This window comes from Streptomyces sp. LS-MS-L19 (assembly GCF_058382285.1).
In genome coordinates, this window is record NZ_JBYCLL010000001.1 from 8,524,517 (window position 1) to 8,541,849 (window position 17,333).

Genomic DNA, 17,333 nt, shown 5'->3' on the forward strand with positions numbered 1-17,333 from the left:
TGCCGTGTGCCGGGACGTCCGATGAATTGCGGATCAACGGAAGATCTCCGCCCCGCCACTGCTGTAGACCTTGTTCTTGGTTGCGTCCAGGAAGGCGGCCGGATAGCGATAGGGCACCCCGTCGCCGTGGTAATAGACCGCTGCCTCGCCTTTGCGGACTGTCGTGAAGCCCAGGAAGACGTACGAGTCCTTCTTGATGAGCAACGGATGGATTCCGTTCGACACGTGGGTGCCGAGTTGGGTTTGCAGTCGTCTGAAGGCGACGCGGTCCGTCTGATCCTGCGGCTGGATGTTCACCTGCTGTCCTGGGGCACGGGCCAGCAGCCAGGTGAACGCGCTGCGCTCTTCGGGGTGGATGTAGTAGTTGTCGTAGTAGTGGCCGGCGTTGTCGAGGTTCAGCACCGGCGGATAGCCGCCGAACAGTTTCGGCAAGGCACCGACGAGGTCGAGGAAGAGCACCAACGACAGCGCGCACGCCAGCGGGGCCGCCCGCCGTCGCCCGGCCCACCGGCAGATCCACACCAGTCCGGCCGCGATGAACGGGCCGAAGACGAAAAGACCCTGCTGGAACGAACGCAGCACTCCGTAGTCGATGGAAGCCTGCGGCAGGAGGGTGAGCATTCCGATCACGGCGCCTGCGCCGACGGTCAGCGTGACCTGATCACGTGTCGGGCGGAATGCCTTCCGCCGCCCCCACAAGGTCGTCGCGACACCGACGACCAGCAGCAGTTGCAGCAGCATCGCGGTGATCGCGCGGAAGCCGCTGTTCGCCGCCACCACATCGACACCGCTGTCCTGGAGGGCACGGCCCACCGGCGTGAGCGGTTGGACCTGCTCCGGTTCGGGCCGAAGAGGGTAGGCGTCGACCACGCTCAACGGCAGATAGTCACCGCCCGCCTTGGCGCCCTCCCGCTGGCGCACGGTGTCGGCGCGGTACTCACGCAGTCGCTGAGCCGGGCTGACCTGCTCCCCACCGATGAGGCTGTACGACACGTCCGAAGACCGGTTCCACGCCTGCCCGCTTCGCAGATCACGCACCGTCGTCGTGACCGACGTCTCCAGTTGCCCGCCCGTATGGGAGACAGGGCCGGTCCAGACGACTGCGGCGACCGCTGTGGCGGCGATGATCCACCAGGTGACGAAGCTCCGCTGGACGGTCGCCGGCGACGTTCGTCTTCTCAGCCGCGAGCACAGCCGCCACACCAGGTCGGTGACGAACGCCAGCGTCAAGGTCACCACGATGATGTAGGTGGTGGAGTAGTGGGAGAGGACGATGCCCAGGGCCAGCACCGTGAAGGCGACCCGCCGTCTGCCGACCGGGCGGCCTGTCTCGGTCAGCACCACCATGGCGCACCCGAGCAGGAGGAAGGCGACCTCCTGGCGCGCCATGAACACCATGTCGGTGAAGAACGTCGGAAACATCATGAGGAAGACGGCCGACAGCAGCGCGACGAGGCTGGGCGCGACATTCCGTACCGAGCGATAGACCAGAGCCGGCGTGAGGGCGAAGAGCAGCGGCAGAACGACCTTGAAGACGTAAACGCCGGAGATCCCCGTCAGCCGTACCAGCGACGTCGGCAGCAGGGTGATGCTCATGCAGGCGTTGTACGTATCGCGGTAGGAGCTGATGTTCCAGTGGTTGCCGGTGGCCGTCAGCTGGAAGACCTCGAACTCGTGCTGGATGTCGTGGCCTGTGATGTACCAGCCGCGCAGAGAGGTGAGGAGAAGGAGTCCGGCTGCCGCGAAGAACAGGCCCAGGACCACAACGGGGGCCGCGTAATGCCGACGTCGCCACATGAGGAGCGCGAGAAGCAGCGCGACGGCGACCATCGCGGCGACGCTGACGGCTGAGCCGGACTGGTTGTTGAGCCGGATGGGGCCCGCGACCGACAGGGCAAGTGTGACGGTGCCGAGGGCCGACACCGCGACGAGACCTGGTGGCAGGTCATGGGTACGCCTCTCGCGCCACCGGGCGAGGCTGTCGGCCAAGCGCTCCGACGGCGGATCCATCGCGACCGCGATGATGGCCACGGCCAGCGCGGAGGCGACCGCGAGTGGCGCGCGAGCGAGCGGTTGCCCGATACCGATGGGTGGCAGGGCGGTGTTCACCACCAGGGCGACGACGATGGCGGTGATGACACTGAGGCCGATGGCGAGCAGCACCCGGCCGTCGCGGGTCGACACGACCCGAGATGCGATGCCGTACCACAGCACGGTCGGCGCACCGAGCAGGAGCCAGAGACCGGCGAGCGTCAGCAGCGCGGTGGGGGGCCCGGGCAGGAGCTCGACGAGAGCGGCGAGCGCGGTGCCGCCCAGTACCGCACGGCGTCCTGTCGCCCGTGCCGCAAGGGTTGCGACGGCGGTCATGGTGAGCCCTCGGAGTTCTTGGAGCCGGGGGCTCCCAACCGGAAGTGCAGTGTTTCGGAGTGGTCGAGCAGCTTGACATGGACGGTTGCGGTGCCCGGCCGCAGCGGCAGGCGCACAACTGTCGACGCCGGAGCGTTGAGCCGCCCGGCGAGCGTGGTCGCGGTCGACGCCGTCGTACGGCCGTCGGATGACTCGAGCCACACACGGAGCCGGTAGGTCCGTGTGCTGTCCCCATGGCCGACGACCGATATCGGGACGAAGACCTGGGCGTGTCCGACGCTCGGCGCACTCGTGAAGTACAACTCGGTGTAGGAACTGGGCAGCCGTGTGAACGATTCGCGCAACTCACGGCGGACGGCCGGGGTCGCCCAGATGGTCACCGCGCAGACGACCAGGATGACCAGCAGCACCACGACATTGCGGACCAGGACCGGGTGACGGCGACGTCGAGGATCCGGACGCGCGTGGCTGACGGGCGCCGGTTGGTGCTGCGACGGCGTCTTGAGGTTGCCGAGGAAAGGGCTCATAGTGCTTTCCTCCCGAGCTCACCCAGCTCCCGCGATCCGGCGGTCAACGCTCGGACGGCCTGCGGACGTCATGCCGACTCGGAGCCCAGCGGCTGAGCGGGTCCATGCTCGGCTTGGTCATCGGGTATGCGAGCACGTGTGCCCGCGGGGCTGCACCGCTGGGTCCGACACGCTCCCTGCGCATGAAGCGGACCTTGCCCAGAATGCGAAAGCAGTTGAGGGCGTCCTGCCAACTGATCTTCTTTCCTTCTGCGTGCGACCGGCTGTAGTAACTCACCGGAACCTCGAACGGGCGGATGCCGAGACGAAGCAGACTGGCGGTGATTTCGGTGTCCAGCCCGAAGCCGCGGGAATGCAAATGCAGGGAGCGGAAGAGGGACAGCGGGATCAGCTTCAGGCACGTATGCATATCAGCCAGATGCGCGTCGAAGATCACATTTGCCACGAGCGTCATCAGCTCGTTCCCCAGGGCGTATCGGTACGACTGGTAGACCGTGTTCAGCCCGAACAGGCGCGCTCCGTAGACGACATCGCAACGCCCTTGGAGGACGGGCTCCAGGAGGCGCGGAATGTCGTCCGGCGAATACTCCAGATCGGCGTCGAACGGAAGGATGTGCGTTCCGGTGGCCAGTCGCCCCGCCGTGAGCAGGGCTGCGCCTTTGCCGAGGTTGCGGGAGTGTCTGTGCGTCGTCACCACGGGATTCGCATGCTGGGCCAGTAGGAGCGGAGTGCGATCACTGCTGCCGTCGTCGACGACGATCAGTTCCATCTCGCACGGATACTCATGAGCGAGCACTGCATCGATCGCTGCCGTGACGGTCCTTTCCTCGTTGTACGCCGCCATCACGATGGAGAGCTTCACCGGGCCGTCGCCCGACCACTTCCGCCCGCTCGTCGGCAGGGAGACAGGGATGTCTGGTCCGCTCATCGTGGGCCCTCCTCGCTTGAGCCCGTGCCGGCCGCGCTCGCTTCGTCGGGCCGGGCCTGAAAGTAAGCATGTCGCGTATATGAACTTCGTACGCTTACGACGTATACGTTCAACTTTGCACGCGGAAGTGCCACGGTCAAGGGGGGAGGCGTCCGTCCTGGTACGATGTACGTATACGGCGTAATCTGATGGAGATCGCGGATGTGGGCGGAGTGCCCATCGCTGGGCGCGGACGACACGGTCGTCGGCCGCCCGCGCAGGGGCGTTTCGTGGCCGGCAGACATCTGGAGGCGCCATGCCCCCCATCGAGGACTACGCCTTCCTCAGTGACCTGGAGACCGCCGCCATGGTCGGCCGGGACGGCTCCGTCGACTGGCTGTGCGTGCCCCGCTTCGACTCACCGGCGTGCCTCGCCGCCCTGCTGGGCACCGAGGACCACGGGTTCTGGCGGGTGGCGCCCGTCTCCGGCGGCCCGTGTACGCGGCGTGCCTACCGGTCGGACACGCTGGTGCTGGACTCGGTGTGGGAGACCCCTACCGGAACGGTGCGCGTCACGGACTTCATGCCGCCCAGGTATCAACTGCCCTGCATCGTGCGGGTGGTGGAGGGCCTGGCGGGGGAGGTGGCGGTGCGCAGCGAACTGCAGCTGCGGTTCCATCAGGGCCGGGTCGTCCCGTGGGTCCGCGACATCGGCGAGTGCACGGTCGCGGTGGCCGGACCCGATGCCATGTGGCTGGGCGCCGACAAGCCGGTGCGCGCGGTCGGCGACGGGGCCGCCACCGCATGGGAGATCACTGTCCCGGCCGGACACCGGCTGGCGTTGACGCTGGCGTGGGCGCCCTCGCACCGTGGGGAACCGCCCGCGCCGCTGTCCGTGCCCGCGGAGACCGTGCTCAAGGAGACCGTCGACTTCTGGCGGCACTGGAGTGGCCAGTGCAATTACCAGGGCCCTTGGCGGGACGCCGTGGTGCGTTCCCTGATCACCCTCAAAGCGCTCATCTACGCGCCCACCGGCGGCATCGTCGCCGCGCCGACCACATCGCTGCCCGGCTGCATCGGCGGCGAACGCAACTGGGACCACCGGTTCTGCTGGCTGCGGGACTCCACGGCCGCCCTGTCCTGCCTGCTGCGCAGCGGCTACCACGCCGAGGCCACGGCGTGGCTGGACTGGCTGGTGCGGGCCATTGCGGGCGACCCGGCCGATCTGCAGACCGTGTACGGCGTCGAGGGGCAGCGCCTGCTGCCGGAGAGCGAGGCGCCCTGGCTGCCCGGCTACGAGGGATCGCGGCCGGTGCGGTTCGGGAATTCGGCGGTGGGCCAGTTCCAGCTCGACGTGTACGGCGAGGTACTGGACGCGTTGTGGCTGTCGCTACGGGCCGGCGTCCCCATGCCCGCCCACGTCTGGGATCTGGTCCAAGAACTGATGGGCTTCGTGCAACGGCACTGGCGAGAACCCGATCGAGGACTGTGGCAGGTGCGCGGCCCCCGGCGACAGTTCGTGCACTCCAAGGTGATGGCATGGGTGGCCGCCGACCGCGCCCTGCGCATGTCCGAACTGCTGGGCCGAAAAGGCGCATCGGGCGAGTGGCGGGCCTTGCGGGCCCAGGTGCACCGCGAGGTCTGCCGCGAGGGCTGGAACCCGATGCGGCAGTCCTTCGTGCAGTCCTACGGCTCCTCGGCACTGGACGCCTCGGCCCTGCTGATGCCCCGGCTCGGCTTCCTGCCGGCCCGGGACGAGCGGGTGCGCGCAACGGTCAGGGCCATGCGCGGGCTGGGCCACGGTGGCTTCGTACGGCGGTACGCGCAGGGCGACACCCGCTCGTACACGGCAGACGGCATGCACGGTGGCGAGGGCGCGTTCGTCGCCTGTTCCCTCTGGTACGCCGACGCCCTCGCCGAAACCGGCCGGCCGCCGCAGGCCCGGGAAGCGTTCGAGCGCGTCCTTGCCGTCCGCAACGACGTCGGACTGCTCGCCGAGCAGTGGGACCCGGACGCCGGCCGCCAACTGGGCAACGCTCCCCAGGCATTCAGTCACATCGCTCTGATAGAGACGGCGTTCGCACTGTCCGCGGCGGGGGCAACGCCGGAACGGCGTTGACCCGAGCCGGGCTCCGGCTCACGCTTCCTCCGGCCTCGGTCATCGCGCCGACCCGGCGTATCCATGGGGGTTGAGGTCCTGGAAACGCCACGCGTCCCGGCACATGTCGGCGAGGCCGAGGGTGGGGCGCCAGCCCCAGGCGCGCTCCACGGCGGAGAGGTCGGCGACGAGTTCGGCCACGTCGCCCGGACGCCGGGGCGCGATCTCGTACGGCACCGCCCTCCCGCACGCCTCGGAGAACGCGGCGATCACCTCGAGGACCGAACTGCCGCTGCCCCGACCGAGGTTGTACACATGCATGCCCGGTGCGTCGGTGAGATGGTCGAGCGCGACGCGGTGGGCGTGGACGGTGTCCATGACGTGGATGTAGTCACGTATCGCGGTGCCGTCGGGGGTCGGATAGTCCACGCCGAACACCCGCAACCGCTCCCGTCGGCCGGCGGCCACCCGTGCCATGTTCGGCATGAGGTGGTCGGGCTCGCCGCGTGGGTCCTCGCCGAGCAGCCCGCTGGGGTGGGCGCCGGTGGGGTTGAAGTACCGCAGGCACATCACCGTGTACTCGGGGTGGTACCGGCAGACGTCGGCGAGGACCTGCTCGCACAGCCACTTGGACGCCGCGTACGGGTTGGTGGGGCGGGGCGGGGTGCTCTCGTCGAGCGGGCCGTGGTCCGCGTCGCCGTAGACCGAGCCGGAGGAGGAGAACACGAGCTGGTGCACGCCGTGCTCGTGCATGGTGTGCAGCAGCGTCGTGGTGCCGCCGACATTGTTGTCGTAGTACTGCACGGGCAACCGGGTCGACCGGGACACGGACTTGTGCGCGGCGAAATGCACGACGGCGTCCACGGAATGGCGTTCGAAGACCGCGGAGAGGGCGCGCCGGTCCCGGATGTCCAGCTCGTAGACCGCGCCGACGAACCGCCCCGCGAGCCGCTCCACCCGAGCCAGGACCTGGGGCGTGCTGTTGGAGTAGTCGTCGACCACGATGACCTCGTAGCCGTGGTCGAGGAGTTCGACGCAGGCATGGCTGCCGATGAAACCGGCCCCGCCGGTGACGAGGACGGTCGACGGAACAGGCTCGCTTGCTGGCATGGCGGGACGCTCCGGCGACGCGACAGGCAACGTCGTATGTTTACGGCGTATGTGTACGACTGTGCGCCCACTGTGGGTCCGGCGTCAAGCCGGTGCTCCACGGCCCGTCACGGCCTGACCAGCAACTGGAAGTCGAACGCGTACCGGGAGGCCCGGTAGATGTGGGTGCCGTACTCGACCGCGCGGCCGGTGTCGGCGTAGGCCGTGCGCTGCATGGTCAGGACCGCCGTGCCCTCCTGCTCGTCGAGGCGGGCGGCCTCCTCCGGGGTGGCGCGGCGGGCGCCGATGGTCTGGCGGGCGCTGTGCAGGGTGATGCCGGCGGTGCGGAGCATGCGGTAGAGGCCGGTGCTCTCGAGGCGGTCGCTGTCCAGCGGGAGCAGCCCGGCGGGGAGGTAGTTGCACAGCAGTGCCACCGGCTGGCCGTGGGTCAGGCGCAGCCGCTCCAGCAGCATCACCTCGCTGCCCTCCGGCAGGGACAGCGCGGCGCCCACGTCGGCGGACGCCGGCACCGTCTCGTTGCGGACCACCCGCGTGGCCGGACCCTGCCCCGCCGCCTCCAGGTCGTCGTAGAGGCTGCTGAGCTCCAGAGGGCGCTTGACCTGGCTGTGCACCACTTGTGTGCCCACCCCGCGTCGGCGGACCAGCAGGCCCTTCTCCACCAGGGTCTGGATCGCCTGGCGGACGGTCGGACGGGACAGGCCGAGGCGGATCGAGAGGTCGATCTCGTTGCCCAGGAGGTTGCCCGGGGCGAGCACGCCGTGCTCGATCGCCTCCTCCAGCTGCCGGGCGAGCTGGTAGTACAGCGGCACCGGACTGCCCCGGTCCAGGGCGAAGTCCAGGCAGTCGAGCGCGGGCGCGGTCGCGGCCCGAGAGGTGTCGCGGAGCTTCGCCATGGGGGGTACCTCCCTCGGAGGGGCAGGGGGCGGGTGGTCAGAGGTGGGTGCGGCGGGCGGCCGTCCGGCGGTCGTACTCCGTCCGCGCCGCCACCGCGGCCTCGCGCGAGGCCGTCTGAGCCACCGGCACGTCCCACCAGGCCTCTGTCGGGGGAGCGGCCGGGTTCACGGGGTCCGTCTCGACGTAGACGCAGGTCGGGCGGTCCGAGGCGCGGGCCGCGGCCAGGGCCTCGCGCAGCTCCCGTACGGTCTTGGCGCGCAGCACGTCCATGCCGAGGCTCGCCGCGTTGGCCGCCAGGTCGACCGGGAGCGGGGCTCCGCTGAAGGTGCCGTCGGCGGTCCGGTAGCGGTAGGCCGTGCCGAAGCGCTCGCCGCCCACGGTCTCGGAGAGGCCGCCGATGGAGGCGTACCCGTGGTTCTGGATGAGGACCAGGTTGATCGGCAGGCCCTTCTGGACGGCGGTGACCAGCTCGGTCGGCATCATCAGGTAGGTGCCGTCGCCGACCAGCGCCCACACCGGCGTGTCCGGGGTGGCCTGCTGGACGCCGATGGCCGCCGGGATCTCGTAGCCCATGCAGGAGTAGCCGTACTCCAGGTGGTACTGGCGCGCGCTGCGGGCCCGCCACAGCTTGTGCAGGTCGCCGGGGAGCGAACCGGCCGCGTTGATGACCACGTCCTCGTCGCCGACGACCGCGTCCAGCGCGCCGAGCAGCTGGGTCTGGGTCGGTACGGCGTTCTCGTCGGCGGCCTCGTAGGCCCGTGCCACGACCTGCTCCCAGCGCTGCTTGCCCGCGCCGTACTCGGCCTCGTAGGCCGCGTCCACGCGGTGGCCGGCCAGTGCCGACGCCAGTGCCTCCAGACCTGCCCGCGCATCGCACACGACCGTCCGTGCGGCCAGCTTGTGGGCGTCGAAGGCGGTGATGTTGAGGTTGAGGAAGCGCACGTCCGGGTTCTGGAAGAGGGTGCCGGAGGCGGTGGTGAAGTCGGAGTAGCGGGTGCCGACGCCGATGACCAGGTCCGCGGTGCGCGCGAGGTCGTCGGCGACGGCGGTGCCGGTGTGGCCGATGCCGCCCAGGTCGGCGGGGTGGTCGTGGCGCAGCGAGCCCTTGCCCGCCTGGGTGGACGTGACGGGGATGCCGGTGGTCTCCACGAGGGCCTTCAGGGCCTCCTCGGCCTCGCTGTGGTGGACCCCGCCGCCCGCCACGATCACCGGGCGCGCGGCCGCGCGGATCGCCCGCACCGCCTCCGCCAGCTCCACCGGGTCGGGCGCGGGGCGTCGTACCCGCCACACCCGCTCGGCGAAGAACTCCTCGGGCCAGTCGTACGCCTCCGCCTGCACGTCCTGGGGGAGGGCGAGGGTGACCGCGCCGGTCTCGGCCGGGTCCGACAGGACGCGCACGGCCTGGAGGGCGGAGGGGATGAGGGCCTCGGGGCGGTGGATGCGGTCGAAGAAGCGGGACACCGGGCGCAGGGTGTCGTTCACCGACACGTCCGCCCCGGTGGGGTGCTCCAGCTGCTGGAGCAGCGGGTCGGCGGGGCGGGTGGCGAAGTAGTCGCCGGGCAGGAGCAGCACCGGGAGGCGGTTGATGGTGGCCAGGGCGGCGCCGGTGACCAGGTTCGTGGCGCCCGGGCCGATCGAGGTGGTGACCGCCTGGGCCGACAGCCGGTTCAGCTGGCGGGCGTGGCCGACGGCCGCGTGGACCATGGCCTGCTCGTTGCGGCCCTGGTGGAACGGCATCGCGTCCTCACCGGCCTCCAGGAGGGCCTGGCCGATGCCCGCCACGTTGCCGTGGCCGAAGATGCCCCAGGTCCCGGCGATCAGCCGGTGCCGTACGCCGTCCCGCTCCGTGTACTGGACGGACAGGAACCGCACCAGGGCTTGGGCGACGGTCAGGCGGGTGGTGGTGCTCATCAGGACTTCTCCGGTGCGGTGTGGTGGCGAGGAGGTGTGGGTGTCAGTTCTGGCGCGGGGCTCGGTCCGTCACGGTGAGACGCCGTTCAGGAGGGCGCCGGCCTCGGTGCCGGCGTACCGGACGGTCCGCTCCAGGTCCCAGCCGGACAGCAGTCCGTGGCAGAGCGCGCCGCCGAAGGCGTCGCCCGCGCCGGGGCCGTCGACCACGGGCACCGGGACGGGCGGGGCCTCGGCCGTGGTGCCGTCGCGGTGCACGGCGAGCACGCCCTTCGGACCCTGCTTCACCACGGCCAGTTCCACGCCCGCGGCCAGCAGGGCCTCGGCGCAGGCCCGCGGTTCGCGCACGCCGGTGGCGATCTCGCACTCGTCGACGGTGCCGATCGCCACGGTCGCGTGACGCAGGGCCTCCGCGTAGTACGGACGGGCTTCCTGCGCGGCGTCCTGTGCCGTGCCGTTCCACAGCGCCGGCCGCCAGTCGAGGTCGAAGACCGTGGTGCTCGTCCGGTCGCGGCACTTCAGGGCGGCGAGTGTCGCGGAGCGGCTCGGCTCCGCGCTCAGCCCGGTCCCGGTGATCCAGAAGATCCGGGCCGCGCGGATGGCGAAGCAGTCGAGCTCGTAGGCGGCCTCACGTGAGGTGACCGGGGCGGATCCGGATTCCTGGGCCGTCACCCAGCGGCTGTCGACGCCGGACTCCGTGAGGGTCTGGTGGAGATACGTGCCGAAGGCGTCGGTCCCGGTCCGGGCGATGACCGCGGCGGACCGGCCGAGCCGGGCTGCGGCCACCGCGACATCGGCGGCCGAGCCCCCGAGAACGTGCCCCGAGGACCGGCCCCTTGCGGTCCCGGGCCCCGACTGCTGCGGGTGGAGATCAACTCCGATACGGCCCATACTGATCACGTCGAACTGCTGCACTGGCTCGACCATGCGCGACGCTCCTCGATCCGGGCTGGGGACGCGGGGCCCTTCGGGCCCGTTGCCCCCCAGGTGTAGGACTCGAAGGGCGACGCTGTCAATAGTTTGTACTTACATTCGGACCTGTTCGTGAAATGATGTCTTAACAAAGTATTGACAGCGGCCGCGCCAGGGGAGTTGGATCCCGTCCCAACGCAAGTTGGCGCGTTTTCACAGATCCCGCCCCCTTTCCCGACGTTCTCCCCGTCGCACAGTGAGGTGCAAGGAAAGATGGACCGCTCTTCTCTCTCCCGTTCGCGGAGATTCGCTCCCGTCGTGTCCCTCGCTGCGGCCGCGGCCCTGACGCTCGCCGGCTGTTCCAGCAGCTCGGGCGGCAAGAAGTCCGAGGAGAGCGCGGACGGCGCCTCCGCGGGCAAGGCCACCACGCCCCGGATGACCATCGCGCTGGTCACCCACCAGTCTCCCGGCGACACGTTCTGGGACATCGTCCGCAAGGGCGCCCAGGCCGCCGCCGACAAGGACAACGTCAAGCTGGTCTACTCGGCCGACCCGAGCGCCGCCGCCCAGGCCAACCTGGTCCAGAACGCCATCGACCAGAAGGTCGACGGCATAGCGATCACCCTCGCCAAGCCCGACGCCCTCAAGGACGTCGTCTCCAAGGCCAAGGCGGCCGGCATACCCGTCGTCGGCCTCAACTCCGGTGTCAGCGAGTGGCAGAAGCTCGGCCTGATGGAGTTCTTCGGCCAGGACGAGACCGTCGCCGGTGAGGCGCTCGGCAAGCGGCTGAACGACGAGGGCGCCAAGAACGCCGTCTGTGTCATCCAGGAGCAGGGCAACATCGGCCTGACCCAGCGCTGCGACGGTGTGAAGAAGACCTTCACCGGCAAGCTCCAGACGCTGAACGTCAACGGCACCGACATGCCGTCCGTGAAGTCGACGATCACCGCCAAGCTCTCCCAGGACAAGTCCATCGACTACGTCGTCGCCCTCGGCGCGCCCTTCGCGCTGACCGCGGTGCAGTCGGTGTCCGACGCGGGCAGCAAGGCCAAGATCGCCACCTTCGACCTCAACAAGGACCTGACCGGCGCCATCAGCAAGGGCACCATCCAGTTCGCCGTCGACCAGCAGCCCTACCTCCAGGGCTACCTGGCGATCGACTCGCTGTGGCTCTACAAGAACAACGGCAACTACATGGGCGGCGGCGAGCAGCCGGTGCTCACCGGTCCGGCCTTCGTGGACAAGTCCAACGTCGAGACCGTGGCCAAGTTCGCCGCGAAGGGCACCAGGTGATGGGGATGACCCAGCACGCCGAGCCGGCGGTGACCACACCGCCGGCCTCCGGCCCCGGCAAGGTCAAGGACGGGCGGACCGCTGAACGCCCGCTCGCCATACGTCTGTTGGCCCGTCCCGACGTCGGGGTCTTCCTCGGCGCCGTGGCGGTGTGGGTGTTCTTCCTGATCGCCGCGCCGCCCGTGCGCGAGGGCAGCTCGATGGCGACGATCCTGTACCAGTCGTCGACGATCGGGATCATGGCCCTGCCGGTCGCCCTGCTGATGATCGGCGGCGAGTTCGACCTGTCGTCGGGCGTCGCGGTGATCACCTCGGCACTGACCGCGTCGATGTTCGCCTTCCAGCTGACCCTGAACGTGTGGGCGGGCGTGTTCGTGGCCCTCCTGGTGTCGCTGGCGATCGGGTTCCTCAACGGCTGGCTGGTCGTCAAGACCGGTCTGCCCAGCTTCCTGATCACCCTGGGCACCTTCCTCATCCTCCAGGGCGCCAACCTCGCCGTGACCAAGCTCGTCACGGACAACGTCGCCACCGACGACATCAGCAACATGGACGGCTTCGACCAGGCGAGGAAGGTGTTCGCGAACTCCTTCACCGTCGGCGGCGTACAGATCAAGATCACCATCGTGTACTGGCTGGTCTTCGCCGCGCTGGCGACCTGGGTGCTGCTGCGCACCAAGTACGGCAACTGGATCTTCGCCGTCGGCGGCAACAAGGACTCCGCGCGAGCCGTCGGTGTGCCGGTGACGTTCACGAAGATCTCGCTGTTCATGCTGGTCGGCTTCGGCGCCTGGTTCGTCGGCATGCACAACCTGTTCTCCTTCAACACCGTGCAGTCGGGCGAAGGGGTCGGCCAGGAGCTGATCTACATCTCGGCCGCGGTGATCGGCGGATGCCTGCTGACCGGTGGTGCCGGTTCGGCGATCGGCCCGGTGTTCGGGGCGTTCATGTTCGGCATGGTCCAGCAGGGCATCGTCTTCGCGAACTGGAACCCGGACTGGTTCAAGGCCTTCCTCGGCGTGATGCTGCTCGGCGCCGTCCTGATCAATCTGTGGGTCAGCCGCGCGGCGACCCGGAGGTGACCCACCCCATGACCAACAGCAACGAAGAAGCCGGCACCCACGGCGCCATCCTCGCCGACACCCCCGACACCGCCCCCGGCACCGACGGAGTGATCGTCGAGCTGCGCAACGCGGGCAAGTCGTACGGCAACATCCGGGCCCTGCACGGGGTCAGCCTCCAGGTCCGGCCCAGCCAGGTCACCTGTGTGCTCGGGGACAACGGCGCCGGCAAGTCCACCCTCATCAAGATCATCTCCGGGCTGCACCAGCACACCGAGGGCGAGTTCCTCGTCGACGGACAGCCCGTACGCTTCTCCACCCCGCGCGAGGCCCTCGACAAGGGCATCGCCACCGTCTACCAGGACCTCGCCGTCGTTCCCCTGATGCCGGTGTGGCGCAACTTCTTCCTGGGCTCCGAGATGACCAAGGGGCCCTGGCCGATCCGCCGCCTGGACATCGAGGCGATGAAGAAGACCGCCGACGAGGAACTGCGCAACATGGGCATCATCCTCGACGACCTCGAGCAGCCCATCGGCACCCTGTCCGGCGGCCAGCGCCAGTGCGTGGCGATCGCCCGCGCCGTCTACTTCGGCGCCCGGGTGCTGATCCTGGACGAGCCCACCGCCGCGCTCGGCGTCAAGCAGTCCGGCGTGGTCCTCAAGTACGTGGCCGCCGCCCGCGACCGCGGACTGGGCGTCATCTTCATCACCCACAACCCGCACCACGCCTACATGGTCGGCGACCACTTCAGCGTGCTGCGCCTGGGCACCATGGAGCTCTCCGCGGCCCGCGACCAGATCACCCTGGAAGAACTCACCAACCACATGGCGGGCGGTGCCGAACTCGCCGCGCTCAAGCACGAGTTGTCCCAGGTCCGAGGCGTCGACACCGAAGCCCTCCCGGAAGAGGAAGACCTCACCGTGGCGGCCGGCGGCGAGGGGAAGTCCTGAGATGGCGGCCCCGCTCGACCGTATCCGCGTCGGTTCGGCCCCGGACTCCTGGGGCGTCTGGTTCCCCGACGACCCGGCGCAGGTGCCGTGGGAACGCTTCCTGGACGAGGTCGCCGAGGCCGGCTACTCCTGGATCGAGCTGGGGCCGTACGGCTATCTGCCGACCGACCCGGCCCGGCTGACCGACGAGATCGCCCGCCGCGACCTCAAGGTGTCGGCCGGCACCGTCTTCACCGGGCTGCACCGCGGCCCCTCGGTCTGGGAGCCGACCTGGGAGCACGTCAGCCAGGTCGCCGCGCTCACCCAGGCCATGGGGGCCCGGCATCTCGTGGTCATCCCGTCCTTCTGGCGGGACGACAAGACCGCGGAGATCCTGGAGCCCCCGGAGCTGACCCACGAGCAGTGGGCCCATCTCACCAAGGGCATGGAACGCCTCGGCCACGAGGTGAAGGAGGCGTACGGACTCGACCTCGTCGTCCATCCGCACGCCGACACCCACCTCGACACCGAGGACCACGTCGAGCACTTCCTGGACTCGACGGACTCCGAACTCGTCAACCTCTGCCTGGACACCGGGCACTACGCGTACTGCGGCGGCGACAGCGTCAAGCTCATCGAGACCTACGGCGAACGCATCGGCTATCTGCACCTCAAGCAGGTCGACCCGGAGATCCTCGCGGACGTCGTGAGGAACGAGGTCCCCTTCGGTCCCGCCGTCCAGCGCGGGGTGATGTGCGAACCGCCGTCCGGTGTACCGGAGTTGGAGCCGGTGCTGGTCGCCGCGCAGAAACTCGGCGTGGAGCTGTTCGCGATCGTCGAACAGGACATGTACCCGTGCGAGCCGGACAAGCCGCTGCCGATCGCGGTGCGCACCCGTAAGTTCCTGAGGTCCTGCGGCGCCTGAGAGGGAGGACCATGACCGAGCGAGGCACCCTCGGCGTCGCCGTCATCGGCACCGGCAAGATGGGCGCCGACCATGTCCGCCGTATCCACGAGGTCGTCAGCGGCGCCCGGGTGAGCGCCGTCGTGGACCTCGACGCGGACCGCGCGAAGCAGGTCGCCGCCCGCGTGGCGGGCTGCACCGCCTACAGCGACCCGGCCTCCGCGATGACGGCGGCCGACGTGGACGCCGTCCTCATCGCCTCCTCCGGACCCGCCCACGAGGCGGCGCTGCTCCTGGCCCTGGAACACGATCTGCCGGTGCTGTGCGAGAAGCCGCTCACCCCGGACGCGGCCTCCGCGCTGCGCGTCCTGGAGGCCGAGCAGCGACTCGGCCGGCGGCGCGTCCAGGTGGGTTTCATGCGGCGTTATGACGCCGAGTACATGAGGCTCAAGTCCCTTTTGGAGACGGGTCAGTTGGGGCGGCCGCTCATGGTGCACAACCGGCACCGCAACGCCGCCAGCCCGCCCTTCTTCACCAGCTCCATGCTGATCAGCGACTCCGTGGCGCACGAGACGGACGTGACCCGCTGGCTGCTCGGGCACGAGATCACCGCCGTGACCGTGCTGCGCCCGACGGCCTCGGCGAACGCCCCGGACGGCCTCCAGGACCCGCAGTTCGTCGTCTTCGAGACCGACGGCGGTGCCCTGAGCGACGTCGAGATCTTCGTCAACTGCGGCTTCGGCTACCAGGTTCAGGCCGAGGTGGTCTGCGAACGCGGCACCGCCCGCGTCGGCGACGGCCACGCCATGGTCACCAACATGGCAGGGCGCTGGGGCGGCACCATCGCCCAGGACTTCGTCGAACGCTTCGCCGACGCCTACGACCGCGAGGTCCAGGCATGGGTCGACGCCACCCGCCGGGGCCAGGTCACCGGGCCCAGTGTGTGGGACGGCTACGCGGCGGCCGCGGTGTGCGAGGCGGGCGTGCGGTCGCTGGACGACGGGGGCCGGGTGGCCGTGGAGCTCGTGGAACGGCCCGCGCTGTACGGCTGACCGGCCGCCGTACGGGGGGAGTTCGGCGAAGTTCCCCCGTGCTCGCTACGTACTCCGGGAATCCCGGCATCTTCGTGACCCCCTGTGCCACCATGGCGCGGCTGTCCTCGGCGGGGCGGCGAGGGGGTGCGTATGGGACTCGTACGGATACTGCTGCCGTTGCCGCGCGCTGCGGCCAGGTGGGCGCCGGAGAAGGGCGGACCGCTGCTCGGCGCCGCGCTGTCGTACTGCGCCACACCGTCCTGGGCGGGCCTGCCACCACCGTCACCCGCCCGACGACTGGCCTGGGCGGAAGAGGCGATCACGGCCTACGGCACCACGCCCGACACGGAGGGCCTGACCCGAGCCTTGGCCCTGCGCGCCCACGCGCTGCTGCTGTTGGGCCGGTACGAGGAGGCGTACGCGGCGGCGGGTGAGGTTGCCGGGGGACGGCGCGCGGAGGCGTTGGGTGCGGGCCAGGCGGCCGACGGGCGGGGCGTGCAGGTGTCGGGTGCCGATGAGGTGGCCTCTGTGCGGGGCGCGCGGGTGCCGGGTGCGGATGAGGTGGTCGGCGGGCGGGGCGCGCAGGCGCATGAGGCCTCGGAGGAACCGGCCGCTGTGAGGGCGCGTGGGGGCGCGGACGAGGTGGTCGCCGCGGGCGGCACGCAGGCGGGTGCGAGTTCCGGGGGCGTGGTCGAGGTGGCGGGCGGGGTGTCCGTGGCGGTGGTCGCGTTCGTCGGGGACGTGCGGGCGCAGGCGCTCGCGGGTGTCGGCCGGGGTGAGGAGGCCGTGGAGGTGGCGCGGGCCAGTGTGGCGGCCTACCGCCGGCTGCCCGCCCCCGACCGCCGGGACCGGGCGCTCGGCAGCCTGCCCGGCGCCCTGCGGACGTACGGGATGCTGCTCGCCGAGGTCGGCCGCCACGAGGAGTCCGTGGCCGTCTACGAGGAGTGCGCCGCGCTCCTCGCCGCCATGTCGCTCCGCGAGTTGGCGCATGTGGAATTGGTGCGGCCGCAGGTGCTCGCCGAACTCGTCGGTGTGCTACGGGTGTTGGGGCGGTACGGCGACGCGCTCGGGGTGGGCCCCGAGGCCCGGGAGGCGCTGCGCGGGCCCCTCGCATGGACCGTCCCCGAGATCGTGCTGCCCCTGCGGGTACGGCTCCTGGTCGACCTCGCCCGCTGCCACACCGCCACCGGCGACCCGGCCGAGGCCCGCGCCTGCGCCGCGGCGGCGGTGACCGAGGCCCGCAAGCCGCACGGCACGACCGAGCTGACCTCGGCTCTGTCCTGCCTGGCCGACGTACTGGCCGAACTGGGCCAGACCGACAAGGAGTCCATCACCCGCCGCGAACTGGCCGAACTCCGAGACACCTAGGACCGGCCCCCTGGGCCCACCCGC

General features: G+C 70.1%; 14 protein-coding genes. 7 read left to right on the top strand and 7 right to left on the bottom strand.

The genetic code is table 11. The features are described 5' to 3' along the window. Positions 1 to 33: 33 nt before the first annotated feature. From AC2XR2_RS37990 to AC2XR2_RS38000, 3 genes are read right to left on the bottom strand one after another with little or no spacing between them, the layout of a single operon-like run. Positions 34 to 2,367 carry a hypothetical protein gene (locus tag AC2XR2_RS37990; protein WP_491517562.1) on the bottom strand — a complete coding sequence of 778 codons (2,334 nt, stop codon included), beginning with the start codon at positions 2,365 to 2,367 and terminating at the stop codon, positions 34 to 36. Further along, positions 2,364 to 2,894 (bottom strand): hypothetical protein, encoded by a 531-nt coding sequence (locus AC2XR2_RS37995; RefSeq protein ID WP_491517563.1) that lies wholly within the window; start codon positions 2,892 to 2,894, stop codon positions 2,364 to 2,366. Before AC2XR2_RS37995 ends, AC2XR2_RS37990 begins: the two co-directional genes overlap by 4 nt. Positions 2,895 to 2,937: 43 nt before the next feature. Continuing rightward, positions 2,938 to 3,822 carry a glycosyltransferase family 2 protein gene (locus AC2XR2_RS38000; RefSeq protein WP_491517564.1) on the bottom strand — a complete coding sequence of 295 codons (885 nt, stop codon included), beginning with the start codon at positions 3,820 to 3,822 and terminating at the stop codon, positions 2,938 to 2,940. Positions 3,823 to 4,117: 295 nt separating this feature from the next. On the opposite strand from AC2XR2_RS38000, the gene AC2XR2_RS38005 reads away from it, so the two are divergent. Continuing rightward, a complete protein-coding gene (locus AC2XR2_RS38005; RefSeq protein ID WP_491517565.1) occupies positions 4,118 to 5,920 on the top strand; it encodes a glycoside hydrolase family 15 protein in 1,803 nt (600 codons plus the stop codon). Between the two features lie 39 nt (positions 5,921 to 5,959). Here the strand turns inward: AC2XR2_RS38005 and galE are convergent, their stop codons facing one another. From galE to AC2XR2_RS38025, 4 genes are all read right to left on the bottom strand, one after another. Next, positions 5,960 to 7,009 carry a UDP-glucose 4-epimerase GalE gene (galE, locus tag AC2XR2_RS38010; protein ID WP_491517566.1) on the bottom strand — a complete coding sequence of 350 codons (1,050 nt, stop codon included), beginning with the start codon at positions 7,007 to 7,009 and terminating at the stop codon, positions 5,960 to 5,962. A gap of 107 nt (positions 7,010 to 7,116) precedes the next feature. Continuing rightward, on the bottom strand, positions 7,117 to 7,902 hold the full coding sequence (locus tag AC2XR2_RS38015; RefSeq protein ID WP_491517567.1) for a GntR family transcriptional regulator: 786 nt from the start codon (positions 7,900 to 7,902) through the stop codon (positions 7,117 to 7,119). A 37-nt stretch (positions 7,903 to 7,939) separates the two neighbouring features. Continuing rightward, positions 7,940 to 9,814, bottom strand: coding sequence for a 3D-(3,5/4)-trihydroxycyclohexane-1,2-dione acylhydrolase (decyclizing) (iolD, locus tag AC2XR2_RS38020; RefSeq protein WP_491517568.1), 1,875 nt, complete (start codon positions 9,812 to 9,814; stop codon positions 7,940 to 7,942). A 69-nt stretch (positions 9,815 to 9,883) separates the two neighbouring features. Beyond that, positions 9,884 to 10,738, bottom strand: a complete 855-nt coding sequence (locus AC2XR2_RS38025; RefSeq protein ID WP_491517569.1) for a PfkB family carbohydrate kinase — start codon at positions 10,736 to 10,738, stop codon at positions 9,884 to 9,886. A 258-nt stretch (positions 10,739 to 10,996) separates the two neighbouring features. Here AC2XR2_RS38025 and AC2XR2_RS38030 point away from each other — a divergent pair, with 258 nt between their 5' ends. The 6 genes from AC2XR2_RS38030 to AC2XR2_RS38055 all read left to right on the top strand — a co-directional run bounded on the left by AC2XR2_RS38030 (position 10,997) and on the right by AC2XR2_RS38055 (position 17,309). Then, complete coding sequence (locus AC2XR2_RS38030) at positions 10,997 to 12,016, top strand: sugar ABC transporter substrate-binding protein (RefSeq protein WP_491517570.1); 1,020 nt, start codon at positions 10,997 to 10,999, stop codon at positions 12,014 to 12,016. After that, on the top strand, positions 12,016 to 13,095 hold the full coding sequence (locus AC2XR2_RS38035) for an ABC transporter permease (RefSeq protein ID WP_449350432.1): 1,080 nt from the start codon (positions 12,016 to 12,018) through the stop codon (positions 13,093 to 13,095). Before AC2XR2_RS38030 ends, AC2XR2_RS38035 begins: the two co-directional genes overlap by 1 nt. An 8-nt stretch (positions 13,096 to 13,103) precedes the next feature. Then, entirely contained in the window at positions 13,104 to 14,024 is a 921-nt protein-coding gene (locus AC2XR2_RS38040) for an ATP-binding cassette domain-containing protein (RefSeq protein ID WP_381295807.1), read from the top strand. Between the two features lies 1 nt (position 14,025). Further along, on the top strand, positions 14,026 to 14,928 hold the full coding sequence (locus AC2XR2_RS38045) for a sugar phosphate isomerase/epimerase family protein (protein ID WP_381295809.1): 903 nt from the start codon (positions 14,026 to 14,028) through the stop codon (positions 14,926 to 14,928). Between the two features lie 11 nt (positions 14,929 to 14,939). After that, on the top strand, positions 14,940 to 15,959 hold the full coding sequence (locus tag AC2XR2_RS38050; RefSeq protein WP_491517571.1) for a Gfo/Idh/MocA family protein: 1,020 nt from the start codon (positions 14,940 to 14,942) through the stop codon (positions 15,957 to 15,959). Between the two features lie 132 nt (positions 15,960 to 16,091). Next, positions 16,092 to 17,309: a hypothetical protein gene (locus AC2XR2_RS38055; RefSeq protein WP_491517572.1), complete on the top strand. Its 1,218-nt coding sequence runs from the start codon at positions 16,092 to 16,094 to the stop codon at positions 17,307 to 17,309. The last annotated feature ends 24 nt before the right edge of the window (positions 17,310 to 17,333 follow it).